Source organism: Nostoc sp., from assembly GCF_036917755.1.
GTDB lineage: Bacteria > Cyanobacteriota > Cyanobacteriia > Cyanobacteriales > Nostocaceae > Nostoc.
This window is the reverse complement of record NZ_JBALFC010000107.1, coordinates 67,050-80,643: the sequence shown is the minus strand read 5'-3', so window position 1 is coordinate 80,643 and position 13,594 is coordinate 67,050. Positions and strand designations below refer to the sequence as shown.

The 13,594-nt window shown below is 42.9% G+C and carries 13 protein-coding genes; 6 read left to right on the top strand and 7 right to left on the bottom strand.

Features of this window, described 5'->3' with window-relative positions; genetic code table 11:
* The first annotated feature begins 22 nt into the window (after positions 1 to 22).
* Together V7L05_RS23390 and V7L05_RS23385 are read left to right on the top strand one after the other, a co-directional pair.
* Entirely contained in the window at positions 23 to 649 is a 627-nt protein-coding gene (locus V7L05_RS23390) for a type I restriction endonuclease (RefSeq protein WP_335167551.1), read from the top strand.
* A 5-nt stretch (positions 650 to 654) separates the two neighbouring features.
* Entirely contained in the window at positions 655 to 1,875 is a 1,221-nt protein-coding gene (locus V7L05_RS23385; RefSeq protein ID WP_335167549.1) for a cysteine desulfurase family protein, read from the top strand.
* On the opposite strand, the gene V7L05_RS23380 is transcribed toward V7L05_RS23385, so the two are convergent.
* Positions 1,823 to 2,779, bottom strand: a complete 957-nt coding sequence (locus V7L05_RS23380; protein WP_335167547.1) for an aldo/keto reductase — start codon at positions 2,777 to 2,779, stop codon at positions 1,823 to 1,825. The two genes, V7L05_RS23385 and V7L05_RS23380, sit on opposite strands and share 53 nt — an antisense overlap.
* A gap of 411 nt (positions 2,780 to 3,190) precedes the next feature.
* Between V7L05_RS23380 and V7L05_RS23375 the strand changes: the two genes are divergently transcribed.
* Positions 3,191 to 3,931, top strand: coding sequence for an SDR family oxidoreductase (locus V7L05_RS23375; protein WP_335167546.1), 741 nt, complete (start codon positions 3,191 to 3,193; stop codon positions 3,929 to 3,931).
* A gap of 158 nt (positions 3,932 to 4,089) precedes the next feature.
* On the opposite strand, the gene V7L05_RS23370 is transcribed toward V7L05_RS23375, so the two are convergent.
* Positions 4,090 to 5,133: a cyanophycinase gene (locus V7L05_RS23370; protein ID WP_335167544.1), complete on the bottom strand. Its 1,044-nt coding sequence runs from the start codon at positions 5,131 to 5,133 to the stop codon at positions 4,090 to 4,092.
* Positions 5,134 to 5,607: 474 nt separating this feature from the next.
* Between V7L05_RS23370 and V7L05_RS23365 the strand changes: the two genes are divergently transcribed.
* From V7L05_RS23365 to V7L05_RS23355, 3 genes are read left to right on the top strand one after another with little or no spacing between them, the layout of a single operon-like run.
* Positions 5,608 to 6,246, top strand: coding sequence for a Uma2 family endonuclease (locus V7L05_RS23365; RefSeq protein ID WP_335167541.1), 639 nt, complete (start codon positions 5,608 to 5,610; stop codon positions 6,244 to 6,246).
* Between the two features lie 36 nt (positions 6,247 to 6,282).
* The gene (locus V7L05_RS23360) at positions 6,283 to 7,089 is read left to right on the top strand and encodes a Uma2 family endonuclease (RefSeq protein WP_335167539.1); all 807 of its coding nucleotides are present in this window, start codon (positions 6,283 to 6,285) and stop codon (positions 7,087 to 7,089) included.
* Positions 7,090 to 7,143: 54 nt separating this feature from the next.
* Entirely contained in the window at positions 7,144 to 7,392 is a 249-nt protein-coding gene (locus tag V7L05_RS23355) for a type II toxin-antitoxin system HicB family antitoxin (protein WP_335167537.1), read from the top strand.
* Between the two features lie 9 nt (positions 7,393 to 7,401).
* Here V7L05_RS23355 and ilvD read toward each other — a convergent pair whose 3' ends face one another.
* The 5 genes from ilvD to V7L05_RS23330 all read right to left on the bottom strand — a co-directional run bounded on the left by ilvD (position 7,402) and on the right by V7L05_RS23330 (position 13,577).
* Complete coding sequence (gene ilvD, locus V7L05_RS23350) at positions 7,402 to 9,087, bottom strand: dihydroxy-acid dehydratase (protein ID WP_335167535.1); 1,686 nt, start codon at positions 9,085 to 9,087, stop codon at positions 7,402 to 7,404.
* A gap of 352 nt (positions 9,088 to 9,439) precedes the next feature.
* The gene (locus tag V7L05_RS23345) at positions 9,440 to 10,084 is read right to left on the bottom strand and encodes a calcium-binding protein (protein WP_335167533.1); all 645 of its coding nucleotides are present in this window, start codon (positions 10,082 to 10,084) and stop codon (positions 9,440 to 9,442) included.
* A 777-nt stretch (positions 10,085 to 10,861) separates the two neighbouring features.
* Entirely contained in the window at positions 10,862 to 11,074 is a 213-nt protein-coding gene (locus tag V7L05_RS23340) for a hypothetical protein (RefSeq protein ID WP_335167530.1), read from the bottom strand.
* Positions 11,075 to 11,194: 120 nt separating this feature from the next.
* Complete coding sequence (locus V7L05_RS23335; RefSeq protein WP_335167528.1) at positions 11,195 to 11,797, bottom strand: M10 family metallopeptidase C-terminal domain-containing protein; 603 nt, start codon at positions 11,795 to 11,797, stop codon at positions 11,195 to 11,197.
* 1,021 nt (positions 11,798 to 12,818) lie between these two features.
* Positions 12,819 to 13,577, bottom strand: coding sequence for a calcium-binding protein (locus V7L05_RS23330; protein ID WP_335167526.1), 759 nt, complete (start codon positions 13,575 to 13,577; stop codon positions 12,819 to 12,821).
* Between the last annotated feature and the right edge of the window lie 17 nt (positions 13,578 to 13,594).

Here is a 13,594-nt window from a genome sequence, read left to right as displayed (position 1 = left end):
TATTGCATCTTTTAAATGAATTATGGTTCAATTTATCCAAGCACAAAATGTCGGGCTTGCCTATTTGGAGGAAAGATTTAGTCTACAGTTAGCTGAAGATGAGACATTCTTTACAGAATGGTTTGAGAATTTACCGGAAATTACAGATTTAGAAAAGCCAGATTTAGACAAAATAAAACTTCATTTTCTCCGTTTAGTTAAATATCCTCCTTTGTCCGAAGAAACGGTGAAATTAGTAGTTTTATCTCCTTTACTCAACTTAGCTGGATTTTATGATGAGCCTTTTTATATGAGAGGCGAACAATCAATACAAATTTCTGCGGAAGATGAAGGAGAAATTATTAGAGGTAGAATTGATATTTTAGTTATTCAAGAACAATTCTGGTTGTTAGTAATTGAATCTAAAAGGTCTAGCTTTTCTCTTTTAGAAGCCATACCTCAAGCACTTGTTTATATGTTGGCTAATCCTAGTCAAGACAAACCTACTTTTGGATTAGTAACAAATGGGAGTGATTTTATTTTCCTGAAACTTACTAAAGAAAATCAGCCAAAGTATGCTATGTCTGACCAATTTACACTTTTTAAACGAGAAAGTGAACTGTATCAGGTTCTAAGTGTATTAAAAAATTTGAGTCAAAGTTTGAGTTAATAATTATGTTTATTCGTCCTATATACCTTGATTGTCACGCTACTACAGCCGTAGATGAACGGGTATTAGCAGCAATGCTCCCTTACTTCACAGAACACTTTGGCAACCCATCTAGTATTAGTCATGTTTACGGTTGGGAAGCAGAAGCTGCTGTCAAACAAACGCGAGAGATTTTAGCAGCAGCAATCAACGCCACACCAGAAGAAATTGTTTTTACGAGTGGTGCAACAGAAGCGAATAATTTAGCTATTAAAGGTGTTGCCGAAGCTTATTTTAAAAAAGGTCAGCATATTATTACTGTTGCCACTGAACATAGTGCAGTTATTGATCCTTGTAATTATTTAAAAAGTCTCGGTTTTGAAATTACTATTCTCCCTGTGCAAAAAGATGGATTGATTGATTTAACTGAGTTTAAAAAAGCTTTACGTCCTGAGACGATTTTGGTATCGGTGATGGCTGCAAATAACGAAATTGGTGTGTTGCAGCCTTTGGCAGAAATTGGGGAAATGTGCCGCGATGAGCTAGGCGATCGCAATATCATTTTCCACACCGATGCCGCCCAAGCTATTGGTAAAATTCCCTTGGATGTGCAAGCGATGAAAATAGATTTGATGTCGCTGACTGCACACAAAGTATATGGCCCCAAAGGCATTGGGGCGCTGTACGTCCGCAGGCGCAACCCCAGAGTGCAACTGGCTCCTCAGCAGCACGGCGGCGGACATGAACGGGGGATGCGTTCTGGTACATTATATACACCGCAAATTGTCGGCTTGGGGAAAGCTGTAGAAATCGCTTTGGCAGAACAAGCAACAGAAATCCAACGCCTCACCCAGTTAAGGCAAAGCTTGTGGGAACAGATAAAGCAAATTGAAGGAATTCATCTCAACGGACATCCTCAAGAGCGATTAGCGGGAAACTTGAATATCAGTGTTGAGGGGGTGGATGGAGCCGCACTTTTGCTAGGATTGCAGCCAGTAATGGCGGTTTCTTCTGGTTCTGCTTGCTCGTCGGCTACCACTGCACCCTCCCATGTTCTCACAGCATTGGGACATTCAGAACAGCTAGCTTATGCCTCAGTGCGGTTTGGTATTGGACGGTTTAATACGCAAGAGGAAATTGATATTGTGGCCAAACATGCGATCGCTACCATTGAAAGTTTACGTAAGCCCTCTTTTATGGATTCTCGCGCCGGAAAGCACCAATCTGATCTAGCTCCTGCTGAGTGAGGCGAAATTCCCCAGCACCGATGATTCCTTCCACCTGCTTGGGATTGCGTCCGCCAACGATCGCCGCCGTCACCGCCGGATTGTTTAAAGTCCAAGCGATCGCCACCTCACCCGGCGAGCGATCGTGTTGTTTACCAATGTGTTGCAACACCTCGACCAATTTCAGGTTACGAGATAGACGTGGCTCCTGAAATTCACTATTGTTTTTGCGCCAATCATCATCTGGGAAATTAGCAACCCGCTCAGGTGTAATCGCTCCTGTGAGCAAGCCAGATTGCATCGGTGAATAAACAATCACACCGATGTTGTTTTCCTGACAAAAAGGTAGAATCTCCTTTTCGACATCGGGCTTAACCAGTGAATAAGGCGGTTGCAATGAGGTAACTGGTGCAATCTTCTGAACACGTTTCAACTGTTCTACATTGAAGTTTGAAACCCCAATATAGCGAACCTTGCCCTCATCCTTTAACTTGCTAAGAGTCGTCCAGCCTTCTTCAATTTCTGAGTCAGGGTTGGGCCAGTGAATTTGGTAGAGATCGATGGTTTCAATATCGAGTCGGCGCAGACTGGCTTCAACTTCCCCGCGCACAGAATCCGCCTTGATGCTGTTACCAATTTTGCGCTTTTCATCCCAGATCAGCGAGCATTTAGTGAAAATGTAGGGGCGATTAGATCGACCTTTGAGCGCCTTAGCAACCACCTCCTCAGAACGCCCCAGACCATAAACAGCTGCGGTGTCAATCCAATTAACGCCGAGGTCGAGAGCGCGATTAATCGCTGCGATCGATTCCTGGTCATCCTGCTCTCCCCAACCAAAAGCCCACTCACCTCCACCGATCGCCCAGGCTCCAAAGCCGATTGGGGTAATGTGAAGCTCCGAATTGCCAAGCTGTTTGGTTTGCATATCTACTTTGTCCAAGAATTTTTGAGTCAATTGTTAGTGTACGCTGCAAACATTTTCTCAACCGCTATCTCAGGTGTGAATGACTACTGCTAAATTTTGAATGTTGTGTTTATATACACTATTACACTATGGTGTGGCGCAAAATAAGGGACTTAGAGCAACTTGTCTGGTTAAATTGATCTGATATAGCAGTCTGCTTTGATTTGTGTTCGCGCAGCTTGGCGTAGCCATAATTATTTGCGTAGACAGGGAGTAGGGAGTGGGGAGTGGGGAAGAAGCCTTTTCGGGGTGTACTGATTTTTTTCATAAATCAAATACGAGTCCTATAGCTGGATTTACGCCGTCCTGTACTAGACTTACTTGCTTGAAGATGGTAACAGTTGTCAATCTTTATCAAAATAGAGAAGTAATATGTCAGAAGATTTAAAAGGCAAAGTTGCGCTGATCACAGGTGCAAACAAAGGTATCGGGTATGAGATTGCACGCCAATTAGGTTCTAGAGGTGCTACTGTTCTTGTGGGTGCAAGAGATATAGGACGTGGTGAAGAAGCTGCGAATAAACTTCGTTCAAATCAGATCGATGCCCGAACAATTCAACTTGATGTCATTGACCAAAAAACAATCGACTCTGCGAGTAAACAAATCGAGAGCGAATTCGGAAAACTTGACATCCTTGTGAACAATGCTGGGATAGCAAGTGATGGCGATCGCCTTCCACCCAGTCAAGTTGATATTGAAACACTGCGACACACTTATGAAACAAATGTATTTGGAGTGTTTGCAGTTATAAAAACGCTGTTGCCACTCTTAAAGAAGTCAAAAGCAGGGCGAATAGTAAATTTATCAAGTGGTTTAGGTTCTCTGACTCAAAACTCTGACCCAAATTATGAGTTCGCTAATGCTAAGTCTCTTGCTTATAACTCATCAAAGACAGCAGTGAATGCGATCACAGTTCTGTTGGCCGCTGAACTTAAAGATACCTCGATTAAAGTCAATGCTGCTGATCCTGGTTTCACAGCAACTGACCTTAATCAACACCGAGGATACCGCACTGTTGAGCAGGGAGCGATCGCAGCAGTGAGACTTGCCACTCTACCTGATGATGGTTCTAGCGGAGGGTATTTTGATGAAAATGGCGTGGTTCCCTGGTAGAAAGTAAGGGAGTATGGGGCATTGAGCAGGAATTAGATAACTCGGTTCATCCACCTTTTATACTCATTAACGAGTCTTTGAACTGGATGCATCCACCTTATAACTCCGTTCATCCAGCTTGTCAGCTTGTCCTCTTTTCCCCACTCCCCACTCCCCATTTAATATGGATTTGAATCAATCCGTCCCCTTTTGACACTCCTGAGATAGTACCCAGAAGTTGGTCTGTTTCTCAAGTTGAAGGTGTCACCACTGCGAACTTTCCAAATTTTGTAATTAGAAAAAGTCAAAGGCGATCGCGGTTCGCATACTTCCGGTATATGATTGCCAAGTACAAAGTACGCCGCACCCCTACCCATAACTTTTACCAAACCGTTTTTATCTACAAGAACCGATGTACTTTCACTAACTGCTATGCCTAAAACACTGTTAGATACACCGTCCTTAATTTGACGGGCAATGAAAGTCATAATTCGACCCATTCTTTGGCGCCTATCGAAGTGTGTATCTACGATAGTTCCCTTCAAATTACTCCAGTTAAAAAAGTTGTAAGTAAAAGTAATGTCTCGGTAGGGATCTTCGAGTGCGTCTCTAGTTTCAATGCCTTTTTCGGAAGAAGCGCAAGCATCGTAAACATACTCACTTTGGATCATCGCACCCGCACTAGTGCCACCAACACCACCTCCTTTAAGGTAAACTGACTTAACAGCAGTTTCAAGTTTGGTATCTTTCCAGTTGCGGATGTATTGACATTGGTCGCCGCCTGCAAAGAAAATCACATCAGCATTTTTGACTTTTTCAAAAATCTCGGCTTTGTTTGCTTCTTGCCTATTGCTAATCACAAGAGTTTCCACAAAGTTTACGCCCTTCATGGCATAAATTAGCCGATTGTAATCGTGATTACCATTAGTGCGGATAACTACAACATTAACCTTAGTGGCGGAGTTAGTACCTCCTCTAACTTGGTTAATCATCCACTGGATAGCATCATCGACATCGGGGCCACCCCCACCTAAGCTAAGGACTGGGCCCGCTAAGGAAGGACGGACATCATAGGAGGGGGAGGGGCGGACATCAACAGTCTTACCCAGGAAGTAGCGTTTCCAGTTTGCGATAAAACGGGTTATTAGGAAGGTTCCCATGTTCAACAACTTGATTCCTGTACTTTTCAAGCGCCTTGCTATGCTTGGGAATGCCTTTGTCATACTAAGCTTATGGAGCAAACTGCAATTATTGCTAGGCTGTTACGCATTTTAATTGCTTATTTCTTCGTGAGGATTGTCCTTAGTCATTGGTCATTAGTCACTTGTATTTACAATTAGACAAAAGACTAATGACAGCTTTAACGAAAAAATCTGCAATTTAGACGCGCATTACCTTAACTGTCGCACTAGAGAGGGTAGAATTTCCAGCGTACAGGGCTTGTACTGTTTTTTAACGCGATAATAACCCAGAGTAATCATTAATTCTCTGCCCGACTCTGTGAAAATATCTACATTGCTTGTATCCTTTACCAGAAAAATTCAAAACTCAGAAGCGGAGCCGGAGACGCTTTCTGTCAAGTATTTGTTTTGGCTAATTTCTACACTCATAGTCAGAGGCGATATACTTTAAAAAAGTTGATTTGTAAATTTAATCTGCTCCACACAACCATTACTACATCAACTCTCTGAGGTAATATGCTTTTAAAACTGCAACAAATTCTTATTAAACCTGGTCAACAAATGTTGCTCAAAGATATTAGTTGGCAGCAGTTAGAAAATATTTTTGTAGAAATGGGAGAAAAGAGTGCTGCACGTATTTCTTATAGTTATGGCTGGTTAGAAATTATGGTTCCCCTACCCGAACACGAAAAAGATAAAGAATATATTGGTGAGTTAGTGAGAATTTTATTAGACAAACTCAAAATTGATTTTGAGCCTTTTGGTTCCACAACACTTAAAAATGAGCGATCGCGGCAAGCAGTAGAACCAGATACCAGTTTTTATATTCAAAATCAAACTGCTATCATTGGGAAAAATCGCATTGATTTAAATATAGATCCACCACCAGATTTAGCAATCGAAATCGATATTACTTCTCGAACTCGATTTGAGAATTATGAAATTTTGGGAGTTCCTGAACTTTGGCGATATACACAACAAGGTTTAGAAATTTCGTTGTTAAAAGAAGGAAAATATATTAAATCTGAATCTAGTCCTAATTTTCCTGATATCCCAATTGTTGAATTAGTTAATGAGTATGTTCAGCAGTGTTTAACAATTGGGAGAAGTCAAGCTATGCGTAATTTTCGAGATTGGGTTAAGAATAATTTATGATAAAAATCTAAGGCTTTCTGATCAAGGCGATCGCTCATGACTACTGAGAACAACCCAAGAGCCATTCTAGACTGGGAACACCCCACACCGCCGACAGATTTAATTTTTGATGATGGTGAACCCTTGGAATCAAATCGCCACCGTATTGCCATGAATGTGTTGATTCGGTCATTGCAGCAAGCTTGGGCTGACCGGAATGATTTTTTTACTGGTGGCAATATGTTTATTTATTACAGCAGCGCCCAAGTACGTAACCAGGATTTCCGTGGCCCCGATTTCTTTGCTGTCCTGAATGTGGACGGGACTAATTCTCGTCAAGGTTGGGTAGTGTGGGAAGAAAACGGTCGTTATCCTGATGTGATTGTAGAATTAATGTCACCATCTACAGCCAAAATAGATAAGACTGTTAAGAAAGACCTTTACGAACAAACTTTTCATACTTCAGATTATTTTGTCTATGACCCCTTTGACCCGACTTCTTTGCAAGGGTGGCATTTAGATGATAATCAGCAGTATCAGCCTTTAACACCAAATGAGCGTGGTTGGTTGTGGTGTCAAAAGTTAAGTTTATGGTTGGGAACGTATGAAGGAATAATAGACAGAGAAACGGCGATATGGTTGCGGTTTTATGATCTAGCTCTTAATTTGGTTTTGTTACCAGAGGAGGCTGCTGCTGCACAAACACAAGCCGCAGTCACGCAGGCGGAAATTGCTGTTGCACAAGCACAAACCGCAGTTGCAGAAGCAGAAGCTGCTGCTGTACGAGAAGAAGCGGCTGCTGCACAGGTGGCTCGTTTAGCGGCTAGATTGAGAGAACTGGGGGAAAATCCAGATATGTTGTGAATTTTGGCTTTTTTGATTTCTTTGGACTACAGTTTTGAGTTGTAGGAGTAATAGATGAAGAGACAAGTTATTATCTATCCAGGAGAAGATGGTTATTGGGTAGCTGAATATCCTAGCTTACCTGCTTGTATCAGCCAAGGGAAGACGAAAACAGAAGCTATTGGCAATATCAAGGAAGCTATTGAATTATATATTGAAGTGTTAAAAGAAGAAGGTCGTCCTATTCCAGAAGATGGGCTATATCCGATATTCCGCACTTTGAATGAATTGGGAAACCTACACTGTACAGTCAGTCCAGTGTAGGTAATTCACTTAAAACAAGTCCAAATCTGTCACAGCACCAATACTGCTAGAAGACACCAATTTGGCATATTTCGCCAACACGCCTTTAGTGTAACGTGGTGCAGGAGGTTGCCAATTAGCACGACGACGGGCTAATTCTTCTTCGGATATATTCAACTGCAATAAACGAGCAGGTGCATCAATAGTAATACTATCGCCTTCTTCTACAAGAGCGATCGCACCACCAACTGCTGCTTCTGGCGCAACATGGCCAACCACCATGCCGTAAGTACCGCCAGAAAAGCGTCCGTCGGTAATTAATGCCACAGCATCACCCAAACCAGCACCGATAATTGCTGAGGTGGGAGCCAACATTTCTCGCATTCCAGGACCGCCTTTAGGCCCTTCGTAGCGGATGACTAGAATATCACCAGCTTGAATCTTACCCGCCAAAATTGCATCTAAAGAGGCTTCTTCTGATTCAAATACCCGTGCAGGCCCGGTAATTACTGGTTTTTTTACGCCGGTAATTTTGGCGACAGATCCTTCCGTTGCCAGATTACCTCTGAGAATAGCTAAATGTCCTTGGGGATACATCGGGTTATTCCAAGGACGAATCACATCTTGATTGGCGGATGGTTCTTCTGGTATGTCTGCTAATATCTCTGCAATTGTTTGGCCGCTAATGGTCAGGCTATCACCGTGTAATAAATCATGCACAAGTAGCATCTTCATTACTTGCGGAATGCCACCAGCTTTGTGCAAATCTGTAGCGACATATTTACCACTTGGTTTTAAATCACACAAAACGGGAACACGGGCGCGGATAGTTTCAAAGTCATCCAGCGTTAACTCTACATCAGCAGCGCGGGCGATCGCCAAAAAATGCAATACTGCATTTGTCGAACCACCCACCGCCATAATCACAGAAATGGCATTCTCTATAGATTTACGGGTGATAATTTGGCGAGGCAAGATTTGTTTGCGAATCGCTTCGACTAACACAAACGCTGATTTTTCCGTGCTGTCGGCTTTTTCGGCATCTTCTGCCGCCATTGTCGAGGAATAGGGCAAACTCATTCCCAGCGCTTCAAATGCTGAAGACATGGTGTTAGCCGTGAACATTCCCCCACAGGAACCAGCGCCAGGACAAGCGCGACTTTCAACTTCTAATAATTCCTTTTCGTCAATTTTTCCAGCACTGTATTGACCAACAGCTTCAAAAGAACTGACAACAGTTAAATCGCGTCCGTTGTAGTGACCGGGTTTAATTGTGCCACCGTAAACAAAGATAGCCGGGATATTCATCCGCGCGATCGCCAGCATTGCCCCTGGCATATTTTTATCACAACCGCCAATCGCTAGCACACCATCCATACTTTGTCCAGTACAGACAGTTTCAATGGAATCGGCAATCACTTCCCGCGACACTAGGGAATATTTCATCCCTTCAGTTCCCATCGAAATCCCATCGCTAATCGTAATTGTACCGAACACTTGCGGCATCGCCCCGGCGGTTTTAATACCAACTTCTGCTATGAGCGCCAATTGATTTATCCCCATGTTGCAGGGAGTAATCGTACTATAGCCATTGGCAATACCTACAATGGCTTTATTGAAATCTTCATCTTTAAAACCAACTGCCCGTAGCATAGCTCGATTCGGCGATCGCTGCACCCCTTGCGTCACAATTTGGCTTCTCAAATTCTCTGACATCTTTTTTCCTTACGTGCCTCATCGCTTGTATTGCGATTGTATTACCTGATTTTCTCATGTATGTGCGGTGCGATCGCGCCTTAGGAAGCATTGCTAATTTTCTAGATGTGCTTCTGTTAGGTGCAGCCAATATGAGCGACTTTATTACTATTTAACTGTGCTTGATTACAGCAATATTATTCTTGACAGATTAAAGCCGAGTGCATTTTGTCACAGTTGGAGCATATTTGGCTTTGCACTGAATTCTTCTTCAACATTAGACCTCTTGCATAAATCAAAAATAAGAACCCCACTCCTAAGCGCTTGCTCTTAGGAGTACGGTGTTAAGCACTTTTGCAAGAGGTCTATTAAATTAAAGGGTAATGTCCCTTGCCACTAGTGATGGTGATCCTGTCAGCCCAATCTCAAACTCAGCCGACAGATCCCCATCAGTGTTAGCTTGAAGAATACCTCCTGAATAACGAACCTGAGCGGGTGCGGAGAATGCGCTAGTCCCAATATAAGAGAAGGTTTGGTTGCCCCCGACAGTGGAGTTAGCGTCAATGGTAGATAGATCGATTTGATCACCTGCAAAGATACCGTTTCCAACGAAGTCAGTGATCACATCCCGTGAAGAACCAGCAGGACTATCTGAAACTGAGTTGAAATCGAAAACATCGTTACCTAATCCTCCAGTCAGAGAATCAGTCCCAGCACCGCCAGTCAGGATATCGCTACCGACACCCCCATTTAGTTCATCGCTGCCGGCATTGCCGTTGAGGACATCGCTGCCGGCATTGCCGTTGAGGATATCGCTGCCGGCATTGCCGTTAAGGACATCGCTGCCGGCATTGCCGTTGAGGATATCGCTGCCACCACCCCCATTTAGAATATCGTCGCCGGCATTGCCAGTGAGGATATCGCTGCTAGCACCCCCATTTAGAGCAGGGCGAAAGATAAGTGGGGAACCGTTGACGGTATTGTTGTCATTGAAAATTGTGCCGTTGATAATTGCCATTAGTGAGTTTCTCCTGAACTTAGAGGCTAAAAAAATAATCTCGTCACTTCCCGATCAGAAAACGGTGTTGCTGATTAAGAGTATGAATTTGGTTTCCCCCAAAGGCGCAAAGGAAACAGTTTCAAACATTAAATTTTTGAATTTCACACTTTTATTCAGTAACGGCGAGAAAACAAGGCAAAGAAGTAACGAGTTGGCAGAAATAATTGAATCACACTTGATATCAACAGGTCTTTGTTGTTAAGTCTGAAGATTTGAGAAGATTTGAAAAGCACTGGATGTATTGATAATATTGGCATTAAAATTGTGCCAAGAGTGATGTTATATCCTTGTGCCTTATCGAAACAGGATTCAGGAGTCAGTAGTCAGAATTCAGAATGAATTTTGACCAAAAACGCGGACTTCAGTGTGAGCGCTCAGTCGAACGCTGAATAGACTCTTTTTAGACCCCCACCAAATCTATGATTTGGTGGTCAACTTTCGTAGTGGCGGGTCGAAATCTCCAACTGATGGTTACGTAGCTCTGCCGAAGTATTGATTCTGATTCCTGAATTCAGAATAGCTGAATTCTTCTTCAAGTATTCATTGGTTCCAGTAGTAGGCTGCTAGCGAACAAGCAGATTTTCTCCTACGGAATTGCATGGGTTTTAGGATGTTGTGACTGTATTCATAATACTACAAGACTATGATATTACCCTCAAGCGTACTTTTTTCTATCTATAAGAAAAAGTCATTAGCCATCTTTTTTTACTCTCGCTAGAACAAAATTTGAAACCTTTAGTTCAGATAGGGTTGGTTTTGTCTGTTGAGATTTGTTTGGTGATTTTTGTAGTTATAAATTGCCAATAAGTTAAAAGCCTTGTTGTTGACCGGTGCGTAGGCGTAGCCCGCCGTAGGCATCGCTGCACCTCTTGGTTTACAATTTGGCTTCTCAAATTCTCTGACATCTTTGAAAATAGGGAGTGGGGAGTGGGAAAGAGAAATTTTCATTGTTCTTTGTGAACAGAGTTCTACAAGGAACAATGAAAATTTATTTCCCTCCTGCCTTATTTTCAAGGCAGGTTTATTGACACACTCCCCCCTTTAGAAAATGAGGGATTCTGGGGTAAATTAAAGGATAAGGCTGTTTGCCCCTAGTTCTGGTGCTCCTATAAGCCGAACTTCAAAGTCAGCAGACAGAGTCCCATCAATGTTCCCTTGGAGAATACCTTCTGAATAACGAAGCTGACCGGGTGCGGTGAATGCGGCAGCCCCAATGAAAGCGAAGTTTTGCTTGCCCCCGATAGTGGAGTTGGCATCAATGTCAGATAGATCGATTCGGTCGCCTAGCAAGTTACCGTTTCCAACAAAGTCAGTGATCAGATCCCGTCCAACAGGAAGACTATCTGAAACTGAGCTGAACTTGAAAACATCGTTACCTGGTCCTCCAATGAGAATATCAGTCCCAGCACCGCCAACGAGTGTGTCATCGCCCAATCCGCCAATGAGTTTATCGTTGCCATTACCACCCAGAAGGACATCGTTGCCATCACTGCCGTTAACGGTATTGTTGCCATCAGCAGCGAGAAGGACATCGTTGCCACTACCACCGCTAAAGGTATTGTTGCCACTACCACCCAGAAGGATATTGTTGCCACTACTGCCGTTAATGCTACCATTAGCAGCGTTAAGGACATCATTACCAAAAAAATCGATACCGTTGATAATTGCCATTAGTGAGCTTCTCCTAAATTTAAAGGGTAAAAAAATTATCTCGCCACTTCCCTACCAGAAAACGGTGTTGCTGATTAAGAGTATGAATTTGGTTTCCCCAAAGGCACAAAGGAAACAGTTTCAAACATTAAATTTTTGAACTTCACACTTTTATTCAGTAACGCCGTGAAAACAAGGCAAAGAAGTAACGAGTGGGAAGAAATAACTGAACTACAGCTGATATCAACAGGTCTTTGCTATTAAGTCTGAAGATGTGAGAAGATTTGAGAAGCACTGGATGTATTGATGATGTTGGCATGAAAATTATGCCAAGAATCATGTTATATTCTTGTACCTTATATCTTCACTGGTTCCAGGAGTAGGCTGCTAGGGAACAAGCAGATTTTCTCCTACGGAATTGCATGAGTTTGAGGATGTTGTGCCTGTATTCATAATACTACAAGACTATGATATTACCCTCAAGCCTACTTTTTTCTATCTATAAGAAAAAATAATTAACCATCTTTTATTACTCTCGCCAGAACAAAATCTGAAACCTTTGTTCAGATAGGGTTAGTTTTGCCTATTAAGATTTGTTTGGTGGTTTCTGTAGTTATGTAATGAAGTAAGTGTGAATAATTAAATTCGGGTGTTTTTTGTAACAGTTGGAGCGTCTTTGGCTTTGCACCTGAATTCTTGTTTAACATTAGACATAGGAGTGAAAATGAGGTAGGCACAATTCATGAATTGTGCCTACCAAGGATTTTGGGCAACGCATAATTAATTTCACTAACTAAATGTCGATTATACCTCTTAGATAAATCAAAAATAAGAAGCCCACTCCTAAAAGCAAGCTTTTAGAAGTGGGGTGTTAGGGACTTTTGCAAGAGGTCGATTAAATAATTCGTAATTCGTAATTCGTAATAGAGCCTCCGGCACGCTACGCGAACGTAATTAAGTTTTGCAACGGGGATTTAGACCCCGCCACAAAACTTGCTGCCTGTCTTGCTGGGGAATTAAACCCCATTACCTTGTTAAAAAATTAAAGAATAATGTCGTTTTTCACTACTTGTGGTGCTCCTACAAGCCGAACCTCAAAGTCAGCCGACAGATTCCCATCAGTGTTCGCTTGGAGAATACCTCCTGAATAACGGATCTGACCGGCTGCGGAGAATGCGGCAGCCCCAATGAAAGTGAAGGCTTGGTTGCCCGCTTTAGTGGTGTTGGCATCAATAGTAGATACATCGATTCTGTCGCCTAGCGAGTTACCCTTTCCAACAAAGTCAGCGATCAGATCCCGTCCAGCAGGACGACTATCTGAAACTGAGGTGAACTTGAAGACATCGTTACCTGGTCCTCCAGTGAGAATATCAGTCCCAGCACTGCCAACGAGTGTGTCGTTGCCATTACCGCCAGTGAGGATATCGTTGCCACTACCACCGCTAAGGACATCGTTGCCATTACCGCCAGTGAGGATATCGTTGCCACTACCAGCGTTAAGGACATCGTTGCCATCACCGCCAATGAGGGTATCCTTGCCACTACCAGCGTTAAGGACATCGTTGCCATTACCACCGTCAATGTAATTGTTGCCATTGCCGGCAGTGATGACATCGTTGCCATTGCCGCCAATGAATCTATCGTTGCCACTACCACCAACAAGGACATCGTTGCCACTAGTGCCGTTTACGGTTTTGTTGCCGCCACTAGTGCCTTTCACGATAACGTTGCTGCCAGCAGCGTTGACAATGCCAGCCAGATTGCCAAGGTCGCTCAAACTGTTAACGTTAATTAATGCCATTAATGAGGTTCTCCTGT

Bases quoted from the DNA above. Each gene is read 5' to 3' on its own strand.
- V7L05_RS23345 (WP_335167533.1), bottom strand. From the start codon at position 10,084: ATGGCAATTATCAACGGCACAATTTTCAATGACAACAATACCGTCAAC.
- V7L05_RS23330 (WP_335167526.1), bottom strand. From the start codon at position 13,577: ATGGCATTAATTAACGTTAACAGTTTGAGCGACCTTGGCAATCTGGCT.
- V7L05_RS23360 (WP_335167539.1), top strand. From the start codon at position 6,283: ATGACTACTGAGAACAACCCAAGAGCCATTCTAGACTGGGAACACCCC.
- V7L05_RS23355 (WP_335167537.1), top strand. From the start codon at position 7,144: ATGAAGAGACAAGTTATTATCTATCCAGGAGAAGATGGTTATTGGGTA.
- V7L05_RS23380 (WP_335167547.1), bottom strand. From the start codon at position 2,779: ATGCAAACCAAACAGCTTGGCAATTCGGAGCTTCACATTACCCCAATC.
- V7L05_RS23385 (WP_335167549.1), top strand. From the start codon at position 655: ATGTTTATTCGTCCTATATACCTTGATTGTCACGCTACTACAGCCGTA.
- V7L05_RS23335 (WP_335167528.1), bottom strand. From the start codon at position 11,797: ATGGCAATTATCAACGGTATCGATTTTTTTGGTAATGATGTCCTTAAC.
- V7L05_RS23340 (WP_335167530.1), bottom strand. From the start codon at position 11,074: ATGAAAATTTCTCTTTCCCACTCCCCACTCCCTATTTTCAAAGATGTC.
- V7L05_RS23370 (WP_335167544.1), bottom strand. From the start codon at position 5,133: ATGACAAAGGCATTCCCAAGCATAGCAAGGCGCTTGAAAAGTACAGGA.
- V7L05_RS23375 (WP_335167546.1), top strand. From the start codon at position 3,191: ATGTCAGAAGATTTAAAAGGCAAAGTTGCGCTGATCACAGGTGCAAAC.
- V7L05_RS23365 (WP_335167541.1), top strand. From the start codon at position 5,608: ATGCTTTTAAAACTGCAACAAATTCTTATTAAACCTGGTCAACAAATG.
- V7L05_RS23390 (WP_335167551.1), top strand. From the start codon at position 23: ATGGTTCAATTTATCCAAGCACAAAATGTCGGGCTTGCCTATTTGGAG.
- ilvD (WP_335167535.1), bottom strand. From the start codon at position 9,087: ATGTCAGAGAATTTGAGAAGCCAAATTGTGACGCAAGGGGTGCAGCGA.